Below are 20,150 nucleotides of genomic sequence, written 5' to 3'. Positions count from 1 at the left end.
TATTGTTTATGTTGAGTACAAGGCATTGATTTTAACATAATCATAAGTGAGGTCAGAACCCCAAGCTTGACCAGAAGCTGAGCCATTATGCAAATCAATGTCAATTGCGATTTTTTTCTGTTCAAGGGCTTCTGTTATAGCTTCTTGATTAAAATCTGTTGGTGCACCGTCGGTCATGACGGGGATCGTATTAAGTGATATATCAATAATATCAGGATCAACGGTTACATCACTTGCGCCAATAGCAGCAATAATTCGTCCCCAGTTAGGATCCTTACCAAACATTGCTGTCTTCACTAACGAAGAGCCAACAACTTTTTTAGCTACCATACGTGCATCTAATGATGATTCGCTGTTTTTGACGGTCACGGCAAGCAGCTTAGTTGCACCTTCACCATCGCTGGCAATACCAATAGACAAGGCTGTGGTAACTGTATGTAACATTGTTTTAAAATGATCATAGGTTGATGATGCAGTTGTGATTTTGTCATGCCCAGCTTGTCCGTTAGCCATAACTAGCACGGTGTCGTTGGTACTCGTATCACCATCGATTGTAATCTGGTTGAAACTCGTTTCAACATCTTCGGATAAGGCTTTTTGAAGTAGGACAGGCGAGATACTAGCGTCTGTGGTAATGAAACCAAGCATAGTAGCCATATTTGGATGCAACATACCAGATCCTTTGGCAACACCACTCATTGTCACAGTATGACCATCAATTTGGCTTTGAATTGTAATTGATTTTTCAACGGTATCGGTTGTCATAATGGCATGTGCGAAAGCTTTTGAATCACCAGCGATATGGAGCTGATGTATGCCATTAACTACTTTATCAATGGGTAAAACTTGTCCAATAATACCAGTTGAAGCCACAGCAACGAGGTTAGGATCAATGTTGAGACTATCAGCTGCTGTCTGTTGCATTGTCTTAGCATGTTGATGACCAATTTTGCCAGTTACGGCATTAGCATTGCCAGAATTGACAATAATTGCTTGCAACAGACCATCTTTAATCGTTTCTTTATCAAGTTTTATGGGTGCTGCCTGTACTTGGTTGGTGGTAAATACGCCTGCTACCGCTGCAGGTACATCACTGAAAATCCAGCCAAGATCTTTTGATTTATGTTTTAGGCCAACATGTTGACCATCGGCGTGAAAACCGATGGGTTTTGCTATATTAGCACTATCTAACTGTGTTATTTTTGAAAGTAATTCTGTCATAGTTCTTCCTTGTAAGTTTTGTTTAGGCGTATTGTGCGATGAGTTCTAGACCAGTCGTTTCATCTAAATCAAATAAGTGGTTCATATTTTGAATAGCTTGACCTGCAGCACCTTTCACCATATTGTCGATGACACTAATGATTGTGAGGTATTTGGTGTCAGGATTGTATGTTAAGCCAATATCTGCAAAATTTGTGCCAATTACTTGTTTAATATTGGGTAATTGATCTTGCGTCATGACACGAATAAAAGGTTTATTTTGATAAGTATCTTCATATATTTTTTGTAGTGAGTCAGCCGATAACTCGCTATGGAGTTTGACATAGGCACTGACAAAGATACCGCGATTAATGGGAAGTAACGATGTCGTAAATTGAATATGGTTAATATTTGGTTGCCACTGCTTCAACTGTTGCGTGATTTCGGGGATGTGTTGGTGATGGTTTGCTTTATACATTGTGAAATTTTCATTAACATTGATAAAGTGGCTACTGGTTGTCAATGATTTACCAGCACCAGACATACCGCTTTTGGCATCGATAATGATATTTTCTTCATCCAACAAACCTTGCTGAGCGAGAGGCGCTAAAGCAAGCAATGTTGCTGTCGCATAACAGCCAGGATTAGCAATATAGTGGCTATCATTTTGATAAAAATCAGCTAAGCTATATTTAGCTTGGTCAAGTAAGTGTTGTGGGGCTGGTGTTTTCTTGTACCAAGTGGCATATTCAGATGCATTGAGTCGGAAATCTCCGGATAGATCAATGACTGGAAAATTAGCTTCAATGAATGGTTGCGCCATATCTTTGCTGACGCCACTAGAAGTAGAGAAGAATACGACATCAGCAGATTGCATAATATGCAAAGGGTCAACTGGTATTGGTGTTAAATTATACATTGATTTAAGATGAGGATATGTTGTACTAATCTCTTCTGCATGATCTGACGTATTGTGAATTGATACAACATGAACAGCAGGATGATTGTACAATAATCGCAGCAATTCAAGACCACCATAACCTGTAATACCAATAATGGCAACATTAATTATTTTTTTGTTCATGCTGGTTCTCCTCGTTCATATGATGTTATAAATATTAAACTCTTGTGCATTAAAATACAATTAATATGCATTATTAACATGAATATTAGTAAATTAATGTATATAAATACATTAATTTACTAACTTGTAAAACGAGGTAGTTGATGTTAAACTATTTTTGATAGCTATATTGTTTTACAAGTTAGGAGGCGACATGTGTCAAAATTGAATACGCAACTATTAAAAGGCACATTAGAGGGTGCCATGTTACTCATCATTTCTCGTGAAGAATTGTATGGGTATGTCTTAAACCAAAGGTTACAGGAATCGGGATTTGATACGGTATCTGATGGCACAATCTATCCCGCGTTACAAAAATTACAACGCGAAGGATATATTGTCGGTGAAATGAGAAAATCACCCGAAGGACCAGCACGAAAATATTTTAAAATAACAGCTGAAGGTAGAATATATTTGCAGTTATTTATTGAAACGTGGTCGCGATTAAAGCAAAATATGGAGGGATTAATTGATGAGAATCAAAGACGTTATTGGGGAAAATAATGAGTTACAAAAGTAGCTGAACATGATTAATACTGCGTATTATGAACAAGTTGTTATTTATGGACGTATGCAAGGAGCGTTAAAGTCAGATCAGTTGGTGGAAACCATGTTATTAGATATTTTACGAGATATATTGGATGCACAGCGTAATGGCCATGATGCGAAAGTTATTTTTGGGGATGCACATGATTTGGTTGTTAATACCTTATTAGAAATACCTGATATGAATTTGTTTACCCTATTAAAACAATATTGGTTAGCAGTAATGGCTTTTATGTTATTAAGTTTGAGTGAACCTATTTTTAATGTATTGAGGGGCCATGTTTTTTATGGCGGAAAGCTGGTTATGAGTTTTATGATATCAGCCATTGTATTAGCAATATTACATCATTACCGTGAGTTCATTGCTACAGTGATTATACGTACTGATCGACGTATTGTTTATTTTGGATTAGCTGGTGTGGTTGCTCATATGTTTATTCTAACGTGGGCAATAAACCTAGTAAAAAATGTTTGGGTAATTCATTTTTAGATCAGAAAAAAACACTTCCGAAGAAGTGTTAGGCACGTGCAGGCAATTCTACCATTGCAATGGATAAAACATGACCATTACTTTTTGTACGTAATTCATTCAAGAAGAAACCGTCTTGAATGTTAAGTTTAGTATCGAGTGCAAATACAGTCAGTGTGTAGTTGTGCGTTTTGTCTGGTGGCATAGGGCCAATGTAAGCCTGATTAATGTCAGGATTGGCTGTTTCGTTTGTTGTTTGTACCATGTGCCAAGTAGAATTAGTACCAGATACGGCATGGCCACTGGCTCGCAAATTTTCTGGAATATTGGCGACAGGTAAATTAGCTGCTAACCAGTGAATCCAAGGAAAACCAGTCACTGGTACTGCATCGTAGTCAATGAGGCTCACTGATAATGATTGAGTTCCTGCCGGAATATCTGTGATTATTACTGGAAAATTAACCGTTGGCATATCATTTGTACGATAATCAATTGGTGCATATTTGGCATATTTATCAGGCAGTAGGTCATTATCTAATTCAACATGAAGTTCCATAATTATTCTCCTATCAAATCTTTCTTTGTTTGTGCAAGGTGTGCGCGCACATCGATTGTCATTTCTTTATTATAAACACGAATGGCCTTGATGGCGGTAATAATAGCTTCAGTCCGTTGATCAATGTCAGTTATGGCGCTAATTTGTTGTGTGGTAGCTACCTCAAAACGGTCGATAAATGCTTTCTGCAGGGCAGGCGCGTTGGCACGTAATGTTTCGGCCGCCGCTACCTGTTCATTATTCTCTAAGTCAGCAATCGCTTGATGATAACCTTTGAAAAACACATTAGGGTCTGTTGTGTTTTCCCAAGTAATTGGTTCATCTTCAATAGGTGATGCCTTTTTTGTCACAGTAGTTTTTGGCTTTTTTTTAAATAAATGAAATAGCGACATGCTTTTCACCTTTCTTGAAAAATATTTATAACTTTATTGTACCGAACATTTGTTTTATTTGGTACAATAAATTTAACTTTTAAAACTGAGGAAAATCATGGCAGCACGTAAAACAGTATTTAATGACAAGCAACGTATTTTGCGATTATATTCAGCATTAATTAGCCGACGTGCGTTATCAATTGAAGAAATAGAAGATATGTTTTTTATCGGACGCAAAACAGTGCAGCGTGATATTTCAGAAATTCGTACTTTTTTGCATGACTTACAGGTCGGTGAACCAGTGCAATCAGAAATTATTTATGATCGTAACTCAAAAAAATATCGACTAACCGAGATGGAAAACCTATTTCATGTATTTAATAAGATTAATCAAATTGACGAAGATGGGCGTTAGAATTATTTGAAAGCTGATTTTTAGTAACTTCACTAATAACGGTTTATACTATAGGTAATGTAAGCGCTAAGCAAGTTTGTGCTTAGCGCAAATTCTTAGTATGCCATTAGGAGGTTAGTTAATGACAAGTCAATATGATTACGATGTTTTATATCTTGGTAGTGGGCATGGCACATTTGATGGGGCAATGCCACTAGCACAGTCAGGCGCTAAAGTAGGTGTTATCGAAGCTGATATGATTGGTGGGACGTGTCCTAATTATGGTTGTAATGCCAAAATCACGCTCGATGCACCAGTGGAATTGACACGAACAGCAGAACGATTATCTGGGATTGTTGAAGGAAACCTGACCATTAATTGGACTCAAAATGAGGCACATAAAGAAGCGGTCATCAAAGAATTACCAGATATGATTGGTGGCTTATTAAATGATTCAGGGATCGATGTGATTCACGGACATGGTATGTTTGAAGATAATCATACAATTACTGTTGATGGTCGGTCAATAACTGCTGATAAAATTGTCATTTCGACTGGGCTACGACCACATCGCCTTGATATTCCGGGCGCTGATTTGGCTCATGATAGTCGTGATTTTATGGATTTGACTACTTTGCCTAAAAAAATAGTTATTATCGGATCCGGTTACATTAGTATGGAATTTGCAACAATTGCTAACGCAGCAGGTGCTGATATCACGGTGTTAATGCATGGTGAACGAGTATTACGACAATTTTATGCACCGTACGTTGATAAGGTTGTGACTGACTTAAAGCATCGTGGGGTTAAATTTATTTCAAATGCTGATGTTACAGCGTTTGAACAAGATGGTAAACAAATTCAAGTAAAATATAGTGATGATCAGTTGTTGACAGTTGATTGGGTGTTAGATGCTTCGGGTCGGATACCAAATGTTGACAATATTGGGTTAGAAAAAATCGGTTTGAAGTACAATGACTCAGGTGTTGTTGTAAATGATCATTTACAGACAAATATTGATAATATTTATGCATCAGGAGATGTCATTGATAAAACACAACCCAAATTGACCCCAACAGCAATCTTTGAATCAACGTATCTTTTCAAACAGTTTTCTGGTCAAACAACAGCACCAATTCAGTATCCTGTTGTGCCTTCAGTTGTCTTTACCTCACCAAGAATCGCACAGGCGGGCATGTTGGCGCAAGATGCGGAACACAATGGTTATACTGTGCAGCAAACAGATTTAACAAAAGATTGGTATCGTCAAGTAGACAATGAAGCAATCGCAGATAACACATTAATTTTTGATCAACAACATCATTTGATTGGTGTTACCGAAGTCAGTGAGCAAGCTGAAAATGTCGTTAATTCCTTGTTGCCAGCGATCGAATTTAAATTTGGATCGGCTGAAATTGAACGACTAATTCACTTATTCCCATCAATAGGTGCCGCAACATGGGCACAATTATGAAGATGGGTGGCTAATAAAAAGAATATTGTAGCTAGGATTTTTTAGAAATAGTTAGCAGTTTATTAGCGCGGCGTAGGCCGCGTTTTTTTATGTGATGAATTGAAATGCAAGTGGTAATTTTAGATCTACTTTTATTGGTGCTTTAATGATATGTTATTTGCCTTTGACGGCTATTTTTTAAACTAAGCTGTCCTAAATAAAATAACTATTGACAAATTTATTAACTTTATTTATACTAACAATATTAATATAAATAAAGTTAATAAAAAGGACAGCGATTATGAAAACAAAATATTTAACGACCTTATTTGTACTGGGTATCTTTATTTGCATGCTAGATACAACCATTATGAATGTGAGTTTACCAAATATTAGTGAGCATCTGCATGTTGGGCTTGATGAATTATCATGGGCATTGAATGTGTATCTCATTTTATTTGCGGCATTAACGATACCGTTAACCAGATTAGCAGAAGTACTTGGTAGTCATCGCTGGTTTTTAATTGGCGTGGCATTATTTGGTACTGGTTCAGTCATTTCGGCCTGTGCATTTGGCTTAAATATTTTACTTGTTGGTCGAGCAATACAGAGTATTGGTGCGGCACTGGTATTTCCGTTATCCATGACATTAGGGATTAGCCTAGTACCCGTTTCTCGCCGAACAGGGATGATTGCCATTTTGGGAATTACGCAAGGCATTTCGGCTGCCCTTGGCCCTACTGTTGGTGGTGTTGTGACACAATTTTTGGGTTGGCGCTGGATATTTTTGATCAATGTTCCTTTAACCGTGATTATGATTGTACTTGGTTTGGCTAATTTAAAAATTAAAAATGAGGTACAACATCGACAACCATTGGATGTACTGGGGGCAGTATTTAGTATTGTCTTTCTATCTACGTTATCGTTAGGCATGATGCAAGGACGTGTCTGGGGTTGGTATTCATGGCTAACCATATCGTGTTTTGCTATCAGCGTGATAACTTTTATCTGTTTCTTGGTAACTGAACGACGTAGCAGCAATCCAATGGTACCCTTAGAACTATTTAATAATCGTACATTTACAATTGCATCACTTATTATTGTGTTGAGTAATTTATTTTTAGCTGCGACTACTGTTATCCTGCCTAATTATTTTATAAATATTCAAGGATATGATGATTTGCGTGCCTCCTTGCTTATTGCACCTATATCATTTGCTATTTTCGTGGTATCACCAATATCCGGTTTTGCAAGAGATCACATTAGAAGTAGTTGGTTGCTCATGATGGGATTTGCATTTATGGCCGCTGGTTTTGCTTGGTTGGCATATGGTGCGTTAGCATATCAGTGGTCTGCTATGGTTGCAGGATTAATAGTTGGTATTGGATATGGCTTAATTACTGGCCCCATTCTTGTGATTGCAGCTGGTAGTTTTCAAGATAAATTGCTCACAGCCTCTCAAAGTGTAACTGGTGTCTTACGGCAAGTTGGGACAATGCTATCAGTGGCTATTTTTGTGACAGGGTTATATGTGAACTTAGATGTTGCTAGAAAACAATCAGCAGATTATGCATATCAAAAGATAGAGAAGACACAAATGCCAGAGCCACAGAAAAAAGTTGTCATACAAAAAATTGATAAGAATATGAATAAATCTCAGTTTGAACCAACAAATACGAAGCAATTGCCTGAAGCTTTAGCCAATAGTGTTTCAGATATTGAACAGCATGTGGTTGTTGGATTAAGACATGGTTTTGAAAAACTGTATATTTTCTCATTGCCATTTATCTTACTAGGTGTTGTTGTGAGTGCATTTTTGAAGGATAAAAAATTCTAATTGATGTATGTTATATTAACGTAGTGTATAATGTTAGGTAACATACAAATTGGAGGCCATCATTGTGACAATGAAAGGCAAAGAGATCATTTTAGGTATTTTACAAGATGGTCCGCATACTGGTTACGAAATCAATGACATTTTTCAAACGCGATTGAACCATTTTTTTGATGGTACCTTTGGGATGATTTATCCAACATTGAAGAAACTAGAAATTGAGGGATTAGTCAGTAAAGAGCAAGTTGCACAGACAGACAAACCAAATAAAAATGTTTATTCTATTACACCAGCGGGAGAAAAAGTTTTTTCAGTAGCACTTTTAAAACCAACTTCTGATGAAGTACTGAAATCTGATTTTCTAATGAGATTGTATTTTAGTGAACAGTTACCAGAAGAACAAGTGATAGCCTTTATTAAGGAAGAAATTGCTCGGAAGTCGGCTAAATTAGTTAATTTAAAAGAGCAATTAAATCAATGGGTGGGCAGTGGTATGACGACCACTCAAAAAATTGCGTTTAATTATGGGATTGCTTACTATAAGTCAACCTTGGCCGTGCTAAATGATACCTTAGCACAGTACAAAAATGGGACAGAATAGGTGTTTACGATGACAGAACAAGCATTGTATCATACTGAAGTTGAAAATACTGATGGTTTAATAGGGCATGTCAAGACAATTACTAGTCATGATCTCGATGTTGTGACTAGTGGGCCACTGAGTGACCAAGCAGGCACGAACCCAGAACAGTTATTAGCTGCATCTTTCTCAACTTGTTTAAATGCGACAATTGAAGCAGAAGAGAAGCGTCGTCAACTGACACATCAGAGCATTGTACGTGTCGCAATTGATATGATTCGAGATACGGAAGGATTTCAGTTTATCGTGCATGTTCAGGTAAAAATACCACATGTGAGTGCTCAAGAAGCAGAAGAAATTTTGTCAATTGCCGAGCGTCGTTGTCCTGTTTCAAAATTACTAATGGGTAACGATAATGTGAGTATTTCTTTAGTTGATAGTCTAAATTAAAGTACAATTCAGTTATTTTAGTAAATCAAAAAGCTGTTGGTTAACCACCAGCAGCTTTTTGATTAGGATGATGTTTCAATTGCTATTATCTTACTAATAGTTAGTTAAGGTTGCTTTAATCTTACATGTGTATAATTAAAAGGCGATACTAAACAATAACTATAGGAGGATGCGAGGTGAAATTTTCAAGAATAATTAAACTAGCACTATTATTAGGGATTGTGATTTACTTAGTTTATAATCCGAGTAAAATAACAGAAGGCCAAATTTGGCTCAATAATAAAATTCAGCAATGGCAGGTACTTTTAGATTCACCTGGTGAACCGAAAGATAGCACATCAAGTTATACTAGCTCAACAACCACAAGCCATGATGTGACACATTTAGACGGTGCTATATGGCCAAAAAAAACATTAAAAGTCTATTTTGATGTTTCTGAAAGTAGTATGCCGTTATACTCAGTAGCTTGGCATCAAGCTTTTGATAATTGGAATGCAGTAAAAGTGCTGACATTGGTGAAGGTTACTGAGAGAAATCAGGCTGATATTGTGTTAACAACTGAAAATCGTAGTGACACATCACAGGCTGGTGTGTCAGAAAATCAATTTTTAGTTAACCCAGTAACAGGAAAAAAAGTGATGACATCAGTTGTGACTAAATTAAATACATATTATCTAGATCGGTATTCGGAAACCAGAAAAGTTAACACGGCTGAACATGAATTAGGGCATGCCCTTGGATTAGATCATGTATCCGATCGCGTGTCTGTTATGCAAGCGCAAGGCTCTGAGTATGGCATCCAAAAAGTTGATATTGACCGACTTAAAGCACTCTATAATGATTAAAAAGGCAACTATATCATATAGCTGCCTTTTTGATTGTCATGATTTAATTATTTGTCATTTGGTCAAAATCATCGACCATATCCTTTGGTCCAACAACAGATAGAATGTCTTTATCATGGATACGATAACTGGCTTTAGGTGCAACAAGAACTTCACCTTCATGCCGAACGGCGATGACATTCAAGCCGAATTTTTTATGAATATTAAGTTCAGAAATTGTTTTACCAGCAAATTGTGGATTAACGACTTGCACTTCAGCCATAGAATACTCATCTGATAGTTCGATGAAATTCAACATATTTGGCGCCAAGAGTTTTCGTCCGACACGTTCACCCATTTCACGTTCGGGCTGCACGACTAAATCAGCACCGATTTTTGTGAGCACACGGAGATGTATTTTGTTTTCGGCTTTGGCAATCACATTTTTGGCACCAAGATCTTTAGCATTAATTGTCGCTAAAATGCTTGCTTGCATGTTGTGACCAATGGCAATTACCACATGGTCAAAGCTACCAATGTCTAGCTTTCTAAGGACATCATCTTCTTGGGCATCAGCAATAACAACCTGTGTCGCAATATCTCGGTAGTCATTGACATTTTCCTCATTTATATCAATACCTAGGACATCTTGTCCGTTAGCAACAAGAGTTTCTAGTAGGGCACCACCGAAACGGCCGAGTCCAATAATAGCATATGTCTGTTTCATGATAGTTTGATGTCACCTGGTCTTTTAATAACTCAGTGACATGTAGCTCCTTTCAAAATAGATTAGCCAATAATAACAGATTCTTCGGGATATTTATAGGGGGCATGGTCGCTGTGGACATTTAATACTGAAAACATAACAGTATAGATACCTACACGGCCAATAAACATAGTCAACATAATGACGATTTGCCCAAAAATATTTAAATGTGGTGTTAGCCCTAAAGTTAATCCTGCGGTAGCAAATGCGCTAACGACTTCAAATATAATATATTCGAGCCCAAATTTAGAATCCGTACCTTGCGTTAACATGAGTAAAAAGGACAGGATGCCAAGAAAAACTAATGAAACAAAAACAAGCAATAAGGAACGAGTGATGTTTTCTTGTGTGAGTCGACGATGGGCAAAAGTCACGTTAGTTTTGCCACGTAGCGCAGCTGTTGTTTTTAATAGTAGTACACCCAGTGTAGTTGTCTTGATCCCGCCCGCTGTTGAACCAGGTGTGCCACCGACATACATCAGCATAATTGTGAGCAGGATAGTAGCTGGAGCCATTTGGCTAAAACTAAATTGTGTAAAACCAGCTGTACGGTACGATATAGACATAAACAAAGTATTCGCAACACGATTTAATGGTGAAACATCAGAAGCAATAGCTAAATTTTTTTCAGTTAATTCAAAGAGCAACCAGCCACCCAAAATTAAACTACCAGTCATAACGAGTGCAAGTTTGGAGTGTAATGTGAGCCGACGAGTATGACGATAGACTAATAGATCTCGCCATACAAGGAAGCCAAGAGAGCCAGCAACCACCAAACCAGCAAGGATAAATAAAATCCAAGGTTGGTTAATATAGGCATTACTACCATGCGGTAAAATAGTAAATCCGGCATTTCCAAAGGCTGAAATAGCGTGAAAAACTGCATAAAATGCGCCACGTTTGATGCCAAATTCAGTTATAAAAAAGGGCGATAAGAGTAGTGCACCAACAATTTGAATAATAACGGATAATTTAATCACGTAACCAAATACGACACGAGTATCGTACAAACTCTCTAAACTATATACTTCTTGTACCATCATTTTGCTACGCAAATCCATTTGTCGTCGTGTTGCTGTGAAGAGTAAAACAGAAAACGACATGAAGCCCAGCGCGCCTATTTCAATTAAGATCATAATGACAATTTGACCAAATACAGTCCAATGGGTTGTTGTATCGACGACCGTTAACCCGGTGACTGAAGCTGCTGAAGTGGCAGTGAATAGTGCGTCCATGAAACTATGGCTAGCTGAGCCATTATAACTAAATGGCAACATAAGTAACAAGGCACCAAATGAAATGACAGTTAAAAATCCAAGCGTTAAGCGTTGGGGCATAGAAATACGCGACCAAAAGGTATGGCGCTGGGATTGATTATGAAATTTTTTCATCTCCGCTGGTGTAGGGAGTTCAATTTTCCGTGACATAGTGAGATTAGTATTACCTTCTAAATGTATGTAGATTACCTATTATAACGTTCTTTGTTACATTATACACTGTATAAAATTGAAGTGTATGAGGTAGTCATTCATATTGGCAGAGTATATTTTTTGCTGTTGAGACTGTCGTGATTTAATCTGAGAATTCAATTATAAAATCGCTTGTCACTCTGTTTTATTTGTATGCTCTATTAAGATAACATACTAACTATATAATTATACAAATTATGGATAAAATTTATATAGTACAGTATTAGATAGCCTCCAATTTACGAGATAATTTAAAGTAGTAGAATAACTGATGAGATTTTAGGAGATTATACATCTGGATTTTGCGAATCATGTTATAATATAATATAAAGGAAAATCCGCGAACAGCCTTGTCCGCGGATTTTTTTGAAATTCAAACGAAAGAAGCAAAGAACATATGACCGAATCAACACCAGTCATTGAGATGCGACATATCGTCAAGAAATTCGGCGATTTTGCAGCCAATGATGACATTAATTTGCAAGTCCAACAAGGTGAAATTCACGCGTTACTTGGTGAGAACGGTGCTGGAAAATCTACTTTGATGAATATTTTAACGGGGTTACTACAACCAACCTCAGGAGATATTTTGATTAATGGAAAAGCCGTACAAGTTGATTCACCATCTAAGTCAGACGCTTTGGGCATCGGCATGGTTCATCAACATTTTATGTTGATTGATGCTTTTACCGTAACAGAAAATATTATTTTAGGATCTGAAGTCACCAAAGGGTTGTCATTAGATACTAAGACAGCAGCATTAAAAATTCAGCAATTGTCTGAACGGTATGGCTTACAAGTTGACCCTTACGCTAAAATTTCAGATATTTCTGTTGGACAACAACAACGTGTCGAAATTTTAAAGACATTATATCGTGGTGCTGACATTTTGATTTTTGATGAGCCAACGGCTGTTTTGACACCACAAGAAATTGACGAATTAATTACTATTTTGCATAATTTGGCAAAAGAAGGTAAATCAATTGTTTTAATTACTCACAAATTGGATGAAATCCGAGCAGCAGCTGATACTGTTACAGTGATTCGCTCTGGAAAATCAATCGATACTTTCCCTGTTGCTGGGGTATCATCACAAGCACTTGCTGATTTAATGGTTGGTCGCGAGGTGAGCTTTAAAACAGAAAAAGCCGATGCTGTGACAGGTAATACAATACTCAACATTAAGAATCTTGAAGTTCAAGATTCACGAGGTATCGCTGCTGTCAAAGATTTCTCGCTAACAGTGAAAGCGGGTGAAATCGTTGGTATTGCCGGTATTGATGGTAATGGTCAAACACAGTTAATTCAAGGTATTACCGGACTAACAAAAATACAAGCCGGTTCAGTTGTGCTTCAAGGTAAGGATATTACCAATAAAAAGCCGCGACAAATCACAGAAGCAGGTGTTGGTCATATTCCGGAAGATCGTTTACGTTTTGGGATGGAAATTGACATGACCTTGTCTGAAAATTTGGCATTGCAAACATACTATAAATCACCTATTTCAAAAGGTGGGGTATTGCAACAAGCTGAAATGGATAAGCTGGCTAACAAGTTGGTTTCAGAATTCGACGTTCGTGCAGCAGGCATTGATGTGCTTGCTGGCTCGATGTCTGGTGGAAACCAGCAAAAAGCAGTTATTGCGCGTGAACTTAATCGTGATAATGAACTAGTCATTGCTGCCCAACCAACACGTGGTTTAGATGTTGGGGCCATTGAATATATTCATCATAGACTCATTAAACAGCGCGATGCGGGTAAGGCAGTGTTGGTAGTTAGTTTTGAACTTGATGAGATATTGAATTTATCTGATCGTATTGCAGTGATTAATGCCGGTCAAATTGTTGGTATTGTTAATGCTAAAGATACTAATAAACAAGAGTTAGGTTTGTTGATGACGGGGATGAGCTTAGCCGATGCTCGCGCAGCACTTAAAGAAGAGGTAGATGCGTAATGACTGTACAAAAAAACTCATTATCTATTGCGCTATTTTCAATCCTTTTTGGATTAATAGTGGGCGCTATTATCATGTTAGTATTTGGTTATAATCCAATTTCGGGTTATGTCGCATTAATCGGTTCGGCTTTTGGTTCTATGCAAAATATTGGTGGTGTCTTTACACAAATGACACCACTGATATTGACGGCGTTAGGCTTTACTATCGCGCAAACGGCAGGATTTTTCAACATTGGTTTATCTGGTCAAGCTTTGGCTGGTTGGGTTGGCTCGGTTTGGTATGCATTAAGTTTTCCAGACATGCCAGCTTATCTCATGATACCTAGTGTCTTGATTCTAGGTACGGCTTTAGGTGGTCTAGCAGGTGCTATTCCAGGTTGGTTACGCGCACAATTTGGTGCTAGTGAAGTGATTGTCACTATTATGATGAACTATATCTTATTATTCTTAGGTAATGATATTTTACAAAATACCATGTCGAAGACGATTAAGGAATCTGCTGAAACAACTAAGCAAGTTGGCTCTAATGCTTCATTGCAGGTCAAGTGGTTAACGGATATTACGCAAGGATCAAGTATTTCTACTGGTATTTTTATTGCTTTCATTATGACTATTGTTGTTTGGTTTATTATGACAAAAACAACACTTGGCTTTGAAATTCGCTCCGTGGGGTTAAACCCAGATGCAGCTCGATATGCTGGTATGTCAGCCAAAAGAAACGCAGTGATTGCTATGACGATGTCTGGTGGTTTGGCTGGTTTAGCTGGAACCATCGAAGGCTTAGGTAATTACTTGAACTTCTTCACACAAAACGGTTCACCGGCTATTGGTTTTGACGGGATGGCTGTTGCCTTGTTAGGTGGTGGTTCATACCTCGGTGTACTTGGTGCTGCCGCAATTTTCTCCGTGTTAAAAATTGGTGGATTAGGTATGCCAATGACATCAGGGGTTCCTTTTGAATTAGTTGACATCGTGACAGCATCCATTATTTTCTTTGTTGGTGCACGTTACTTAATTATGGTCATGCAGGCACGCGTGAGTGCCATGGATGAAAAAGCTGCGGTTGCTACAGCGAATAAGAAAGCTGCGAATACAACATCCAAAAAAGACAATAGTCATCAGAAAGGCGGTGAATAAGATGTCATTAATGGCAATGTTATCACTTGTTATATCTAGTACATTGGTTTATTCGGCACCACTGATATTTACGTCGATTGGTGGCACGTTTTCTGAACGTTCCGGTGTTGTTAACGTTGGTTTAGAAGGTATCATGGGGATGGGCGCCTTTGCATCTGTTGTGTTTAATTTAACTTTTGCTGATCAATTTGGTGCTGCAACACCATGGTTAAGCCTACTTGCTGGTGCCGTCGTTGGGCTAGTATTCTCACTTTTACATGCTGTGGCGACTGTGACCTTACGTGCTGATCATATTATTTCGGGTACTGTTATTAATTTAATGGCACCTGCGTTGGGTGTGTTCTTAATCAAAGTCTTATACGGGAAGGGACAGACAGAACCAATTACCCAAGATTTTGGTTATACCACTGTACCTGGATTATCGAAAATTCCTGTACTTGGACAATTATTTTTTGAAAAAACATCAGGCCCAGCTTGGTTAGCCATTCTAGTAGCGGTGGCTTCATGGTATATTATTTTCAAAACAAAGTTTGGTTTGCGCTTACGTTCTGTTGGTGAAAATCCACAAGCGGCAGATACTTTAGGCTTAAATGTTGCGCGTCTACGTTATTCTGGTGTTATGCTTTCTGGCTTACTCGGTGGTATCGGTGGCGCAGTTGTTGCGCAATCAATTTCCCTGAATTATTCCGCTAGCACGATTGTAGGACAAGGATTTATGGCAATGGCGGCAATGATTTTTGGCCGTTGGAATCCAATTGGCGCGCTAGGCGCTTCATTATTCTTTGGTCTATCACAGTCGCTTGCAGTGATTGGTGCACAGTTACCAGGTTTGAATAATGTACCATCAATTTGGTTGCAAATTGCACCATATGTATTCACTATTATTGTTCTTGTGTTCTTCTTTGGTAAGACAAAAGCACCTAAGGCTGATGGTGTGAATTATATTAAAGCAGCTTAGCGAGTATTTGTAAAAAAAAACGAATCATATGATTCGTTTTTTTAGTGGTTACAAATAAGCTTTTGTATTTTCAGCGATAGCATCAGCTGATTTCTGTAATAAAGCTTTTTCATCATCAGTTAATGGTAAATCAAACTCGGCTGATATACCATTACGGCCAATTACAGCAGGCGTTGAGATGTAACCATTGAAACGATCATCGTAATGTGAAACGATGGCTTCTTTGTGTGCGTCAGACAATACTAGCTGAGCTAATGATACAGCAGCATGAGCAATTGCAAAGTTCGTATATTTTTTACCATCAAAGACAGTAAAACCACCAATACGTGCTGCTTCAGCAACCTGATCTAAATCAAGATTGTAATATGAAACTAAATCTTCGGCCGTCTTACCAAGGATATTAACGGTAGACCAAGCGGCAAATTGTGAATTACCGTGCTCGCCCAACATATAGCCATTAATACTACGAGGGTCAACATGCAGGGCATCACCAAGTGCGCGCTTTAAACGCGCAGTATCCAAGTAAGTGCCTGTACCAAAAACTTGATTTGCCGGTAGACCAGTGGCTTTTTGGTAGATACCTGTAATAACATCGACAGGATTAGAAATAACAATTAAGACACCATTGAAACCGACATATTGCAAATCAGCACCAACCTGTTGCACTTCAGGTGTGTTCGCTTTTAATTCAGTAAAGCGATCACCACCAGGTTCGATTAATTCAATATGCCCAAGTGCAGAAATAACAACTTCAGCATCTGATAAATCTTTGGCCGTACCAGCATGAACATAAACGTGATGATTAAGTAAACTAGCTGCATCACGAAAATCGAGTTCTTCCGCTGCTAATTTATTTGGATTCTTGTCAACTAAAACAAGTTCATCTGCTAAACCTTGCGCGATAATGATATGTGCGACAGTTGCACCAACGTGTCCAATACCAACAATACCTATTTTTCTCATGTGAGTACCTCATTAATATATTATGTGTTATAAATTAGATTATACACATATTTAGACAGAATTAAAACCGCAGTCATGTTTCACGTGAAAATGACTACGGTTTTATAGATTTATGAGCAATACGCAGGTATGTCAGCTAAACGGAATGCAGTTGTGGCTATGGCTATTTCTGGTGGTTTGGTCGTTGCCTTATTTTTGTACTCAAAGGATAATACATCGCAAGTATGAACACTAGCTGTCGACTTATATAAAGATCAAAACTAACCACGTATCATGACGCACTATGAAGGATCAAGATATTGTTGCGTGTGACAACAATTAAATCTTGACTGATCACGTGATTGCAAATTGCATAGTATATTTTATAATATGCTTTGATTTGATAAAAAATTAAGTTCTTATTGACAGGTTTTATATTAACCTGTAATATTATATTTTTAGTGAATAGAGTGACAAAACTTTGTTTAACTACAATGGGTGCCACAGTATTGGCTACAGGATTTTTATTAACATCACCAAATGTTAATGTATCAGCAGAAAATATTTATACTGGTCATCAAGAATTTAGATGGAATAGCCCGACTGATTGGAGCTATAACCAGCAAAAATGGGCAACATCAGCATATAAATTATATGCGACAAAAATGTCCGTGCCATCTTATAAAGCCACAGCTTGGGGGCATTCTTATCTAGCTGGTCGTACCGGTAACGCTAATGTTTCTGAAGGGCGAAGCTATGTTGTCAGGCCATACAGCAATGTATATCTTTATAATAAATTAGTTGAGTGGTATGGAACTGGTAATAATGCGTTTATTAACGCATATTCTCAAAACAACGGCAGTGCCGATGGTAGTTGGTACGCGGATTAATTCAAAAGGATCTGTGAATTCCATTCATGGATTTTTTTTATGGCTAATAATAAGACACATATGGGGGAAATAAGATGAGTTTTTGGGTACATCGATTCAAATTAAAACAGTATTTTATTGGTATCATGATTGCCATGGCTATTGTTATTTTTCACGCTGGTTCAACAATTTTAAATAACTGGTCATTTTTAGATCAGTCACCTTTTTTATTTACACCATTTACAAAATGGATTTCAATTGATTCCGGGCCATTAACACTGCTCTTATTTTTGAGTTTGCCACTATTGTGTTGTTTATCAGGGAGCCAAATATATATTGATGATGTTGAATCTGGTTTTATTTGGCATGTTGTTCAAAAAAAACCATTAAGAAAATATATATTAAATATTGAGATGATTTCTTTTTTTAGTGGATTTGTAACGGTTTTTATACCATTATTAATAAACTATGCTATTTTGTGGTTTTTTTTACCGTACCTATTGCCAAATTTAATTATTAACGAAAATTTAACAGTGTTAAACACAACGTCTTTTTTTGCTAATACATATTACACCAATCCATTATTGTTTATAGTTTTTTACATGCTACTACCGTCATTTTTTGGTGGAATATACGCTTTATTTTCGACTATGATTGCTTGCTTTACGGGGAAAAAATTTTTGAGTGTAACGGCCAGTTTTCTATTTGTATCTGTATTATCTGTTATATCAGGAATTTTGCCCAATATATTTTATGCGCCAAACTTAATCTCCATAGCTTCTAGTCCAGTTTACTTACCAAATTTTCTACGCGTTGTTTCTAGCTGTATGATCATAATGTCATTTATTTGTATATCAATTACATTAGGAGTTAAACGTTATGTTAATCAGTAAATATCTTACAAGAAAAAAAACGAGTATACAACGAATAGCAGAATTGCTAATTTTTATGACATGGACTGTTTTGTGTCTTTTCGGTATTGTGGGTGCCACTAACCACCTAAAATCGGAACAAAATTTATTCGAACTTTTTTTTACTACAATTCAGAATCCTAGAAATCAAGTCCATTATGGCATTCCTCTAATGATTGTGATGGCTTTAATAATGTTCATTAAACCTACTGCGCATGAGATCTATATTTTAATTAATAATAAGTCTTTGGGAAAATTTGTGTGGCTTTATTCTTTTAAAATTGCTTTATTTTTTTTATGGGGTTCAGTGACATCTTTACTTATTTTTTATGCGTTGATTCAAGACGATCACTATGTTGTGAAGCAGAATACAGTGATTTTTAGTTTAATACTTTTATTATTGTATTTTCTGAGTATGTTTACTTTAATATTATTGTTGAATTTCTTGACCGTCATATTCAATAAATTAGTTGGATTAATGTTCGGATTCATACTACTTTTTTTTGAAAATTTTTTATTTACAAATTTACATGCAACGTTATTTTTCTCCCGTGGGTTGTGGATTGACCCCAAAAGTTATAATAGTTTATTGATTTTCAATCTGCTTATCTTCCCAGTATATTTATATTGTATCTACAACTCAAATAAGTTGTTTTTAAAAATTGGTATAAATTTATGACACAGCAGCACTATAATTTGTTATTAAAAAGGAATCGTATGTTGTATTGGGAACAAATACGAATCAAGTTTATAATTGTCACGCTAGTTTATGTGATGCTTCTGCTACAAGCAAGATATCAGCAACAATTCTACGGTGTCTTCTATGGTGTGCTACAAGCACCAAATGATTTTGTCATGCCAATCCAATGGTTTTTCATCATGCTAATGCCCGTTGCTGTCATTGGCGATAGTTTCAACCAATTAGTTAAGATAGAGTATCCATTGTTGAATCGTGTGGGATTAGGTACTTATATTCTCAGTATATTTCAAATCATGTCTGAAATGTTATTTCTGTTTTGGCTTTTATGGATTTTAATACCTGGGAATAATCAGTATTATTTATTTAGTGTTATTTTATTTTTAAATAGTAGTCTGAGTATATTTATTTTCTCATTGATCAGCTTGTTTTTATCGCCAGTTATTGCATATTTTATAGCTATATTGTTAGCAATGGGGACAATTGCGAATAATAAATTACCAATACTATCTCAATTTATGCTTAGTCGTTTTGATTCAAATTTAATGATTAACCTGTTTAACACAATTATTTTGATTTTAATTATGATCATATTATTTAGTTGCATTCGGTACATAGAATTTACACAGATAAGGAAATAAA

At 36.8% G+C, this 20,150-nt stretch carries 21 protein-coding genes; 14 read left to right on the top strand and 7 right to left on the bottom strand.

Features of this window, described 5'->3' with window-relative positions; genetic code table 11:
• Positions 1 to 6 precede the first annotated feature (6 nt).
• Together argJ and argC are read right to left on the bottom strand one after the other, a co-directional pair.
• Positions 7 to 1,221, bottom strand: a complete 1,215-nt coding sequence (gene argJ / locus HNQ98_RS07525; protein ID WP_135197887.1) for a bifunctional glutamate N-acetyltransferase/amino-acid acetyltransferase ArgJ — start codon at positions 1,219 to 1,221, stop codon at positions 7 to 9.
• A gap of 22 nt (positions 1,222 to 1,243) precedes the next feature.
• Positions 1,244 to 2,284 carry an N-acetyl-gamma-glutamyl-phosphate reductase gene (gene argC / locus HNQ98_RS07520; RefSeq protein ID WP_135197886.1) on the bottom strand — a complete coding sequence of 347 codons (1,041 nt, stop codon included), beginning with the start codon at positions 2,282 to 2,284 and terminating at the stop codon, positions 1,244 to 1,246.
• A 243-nt stretch (positions 2,285 to 2,527) separates the two neighbouring features.
• Here argC and HNQ98_RS07515 point away from each other — a divergent pair, with 243 nt between their 5' ends.
• Both HNQ98_RS07515 and HNQ98_RS07510 read left to right on the top strand, forming a co-directional pair.
• On the top strand, positions 2,528 to 2,827 hold the full coding sequence (locus HNQ98_RS07515) for a PadR family transcriptional regulator (RefSeq protein ID WP_197731447.1): 300 nt from the start codon (positions 2,528 to 2,530) through the stop codon (positions 2,825 to 2,827).
• Between the two features lie 22 nt (positions 2,828 to 2,849).
• The gene (locus tag HNQ98_RS07510; protein ID WP_223822781.1) at positions 2,850 to 3,359 is read left to right on the top strand and encodes a hypothetical protein; all 510 of its coding nucleotides are present in this window, start codon (positions 2,850 to 2,852) and stop codon (positions 3,357 to 3,359) included.
• A 28-nt stretch (positions 3,360 to 3,387) separates the two neighbouring features.
• Here HNQ98_RS07510 and HNQ98_RS07505 read toward each other — a convergent pair whose 3' ends face one another.
• A complete protein-coding gene (locus tag HNQ98_RS07505; protein WP_135197884.1) occupies positions 3,388 to 3,894 on the bottom strand; it encodes a YbhB/YbcL family Raf kinase inhibitor-like protein in 507 nt (168 codons plus the stop codon).
• Positions 3,895 to 3,896: 2 nt separating this feature from the next.
• On the bottom strand, positions 3,897 to 4,286 hold the full coding sequence (locus HNQ98_RS07500; RefSeq protein WP_135197883.1) for a GTP-binding protein: 390 nt from the start codon (positions 4,284 to 4,286) through the stop codon (positions 3,897 to 3,899).
• A 97-nt stretch (positions 4,287 to 4,383) separates the two neighbouring features.
• On the opposite strand from HNQ98_RS07500, the gene HNQ98_RS07495 reads away from it, so the two are divergent.
• From HNQ98_RS07495 to HNQ98_RS09345, 6 genes are all read left to right on the top strand, one after another.
• Positions 4,384 to 4,683, top strand: a complete 300-nt coding sequence (locus HNQ98_RS07495) for a hypothetical protein (RefSeq protein ID WP_014974980.1) — start codon at positions 4,384 to 4,386, stop codon at positions 4,681 to 4,683.
• Between the two features lie 121 nt (positions 4,684 to 4,804).
• Complete coding sequence (locus tag HNQ98_RS07490) at positions 4,805 to 6,136, top strand: dihydrolipoyl dehydrogenase family protein (protein ID WP_135197882.1); 1,332 nt, start codon at positions 4,805 to 4,807, stop codon at positions 6,134 to 6,136.
• A 280-nt stretch (positions 6,137 to 6,416) separates the two neighbouring features.
• Positions 6,417 to 7,952 (top strand): MFS transporter, encoded by a 1,536-nt coding sequence (locus HNQ98_RS07485; RefSeq protein WP_135198209.1) that lies wholly within the window; start codon positions 6,417 to 6,419, stop codon positions 7,950 to 7,952.
• A 70-nt stretch (positions 7,953 to 8,022) separates the two neighbouring features.
• Complete coding sequence (locus HNQ98_RS07480; protein WP_135197926.1) at positions 8,023 to 8,550, top strand: PadR family transcriptional regulator; 528 nt, start codon at positions 8,023 to 8,025, stop codon at positions 8,548 to 8,550.
• Positions 8,551 to 8,559: 9 nt separating this feature from the next.
• Positions 8,560 to 8,979, top strand: coding sequence for an OsmC family protein (locus HNQ98_RS07475; protein WP_135197880.1), 420 nt, complete (start codon positions 8,560 to 8,562; stop codon positions 8,977 to 8,979).
• A 176-nt stretch (positions 8,980 to 9,155) separates the two neighbouring features.
• Complete coding sequence (locus HNQ98_RS09345; RefSeq protein ID WP_135197879.1) at positions 9,156 to 9,824, top strand: matrixin family metalloprotease; 669 nt, start codon at positions 9,156 to 9,158, stop codon at positions 9,822 to 9,824.
• Positions 9,825 to 9,867: 43 nt separating this feature from the next.
• Here HNQ98_RS09345 and HNQ98_RS07465 read toward each other — a convergent pair whose 3' ends face one another.
• Entirely contained in the window at positions 9,868 to 10,530 is a 663-nt protein-coding gene (locus HNQ98_RS07465) for a potassium channel family protein (protein WP_014974974.1), read from the bottom strand.
• 62 nt (positions 10,531 to 10,592) lie between these two features.
• Entirely contained in the window at positions 10,593 to 11,996 is a 1,404-nt protein-coding gene (locus HNQ98_RS07460) for a TrkH family potassium uptake protein (RefSeq protein WP_014974973.1), read from the bottom strand.
• A 439-nt stretch (positions 11,997 to 12,435) separates the two neighbouring features.
• On the opposite strand from HNQ98_RS07460, the gene HNQ98_RS07455 reads away from it, so the two are divergent.
• The 3 genes from HNQ98_RS07455 to HNQ98_RS07445 are packed head-to-tail and all read left to right on the top strand — an operon-like array spanning position 12,436 to position 16,089.
• Complete coding sequence (locus HNQ98_RS07455) at positions 12,436 to 13,992, top strand: ABC transporter ATP-binding protein (protein ID WP_135197878.1); 1,557 nt, start codon at positions 12,436 to 12,438, stop codon at positions 13,990 to 13,992.
• Positions 13,992 to 15,131, top strand: a complete 1,140-nt coding sequence (locus HNQ98_RS07450; protein WP_135197877.1) for an ABC transporter permease — start codon at positions 13,992 to 13,994, stop codon at positions 15,129 to 15,131. The genes HNQ98_RS07455 and HNQ98_RS07450 overlap by 1 nt, the downstream gene beginning before the upstream one ends.
• Before the next feature lies 1 nt (position 15,132).
• Positions 15,133 to 16,089, top strand: a complete 957-nt coding sequence (locus HNQ98_RS07445; RefSeq protein WP_135197876.1) for an ABC transporter permease — start codon at positions 15,133 to 15,135, stop codon at positions 16,087 to 16,089.
• 48 nt (positions 16,090 to 16,137) lie between these two features.
• Here the strand turns inward: HNQ98_RS07445 and HNQ98_RS07440 are convergent, their stop codons facing one another.
• A complete protein-coding gene (locus HNQ98_RS07440; protein WP_135197875.1) occupies positions 16,138 to 17,052 on the bottom strand; it encodes an L-lactate dehydrogenase in 915 nt (304 codons plus the stop codon).
• 449 nt (positions 17,053 to 17,501) lie between these two features.
• Here HNQ98_RS07440 and HNQ98_RS07435 point away from each other — a divergent pair, with 449 nt between their 5' ends.
• The 3 genes from HNQ98_RS07435 (at position 17,502) to HNQ98_RS07425 (ending at position 20,149) form a co-directional block, all read left to right on the top strand.
• The gene (locus tag HNQ98_RS07435; RefSeq protein ID WP_135198208.1) at positions 17,502 to 17,921 is read left to right on the top strand and encodes a hypothetical protein; all 420 of its coding nucleotides are present in this window, start codon (positions 17,502 to 17,504) and stop codon (positions 17,919 to 17,921) included.
• 74 nt (positions 17,922 to 17,995) lie between these two features.
• Complete coding sequence (locus tag HNQ98_RS07430; RefSeq protein ID WP_135197873.1) at positions 17,996 to 18,793, top strand: hypothetical protein; 798 nt, start codon at positions 17,996 to 17,998, stop codon at positions 18,791 to 18,793.
• A gap of 693 nt (positions 18,794 to 19,486) precedes the next feature.
• The gene (locus tag HNQ98_RS07425; protein WP_135197871.1) at positions 19,487 to 20,149 is read left to right on the top strand and encodes a hypothetical protein; all 663 of its coding nucleotides are present in this window, start codon (positions 19,487 to 19,489) and stop codon (positions 20,147 to 20,149) included.
• Position 20,150: the final 1 nt, after the last annotated feature.

Origin of the sequence: Leuconostoc carnosum (assembly GCF_014207505.1) — a bacterium.
GTDB lineage: Bacteria > Bacillota > Bacilli > Lactobacillales > Lactobacillaceae > Leuconostoc > Leuconostoc carnosum.
This window is presented reverse-complemented; position numbering and strand designations above follow the sequence as displayed.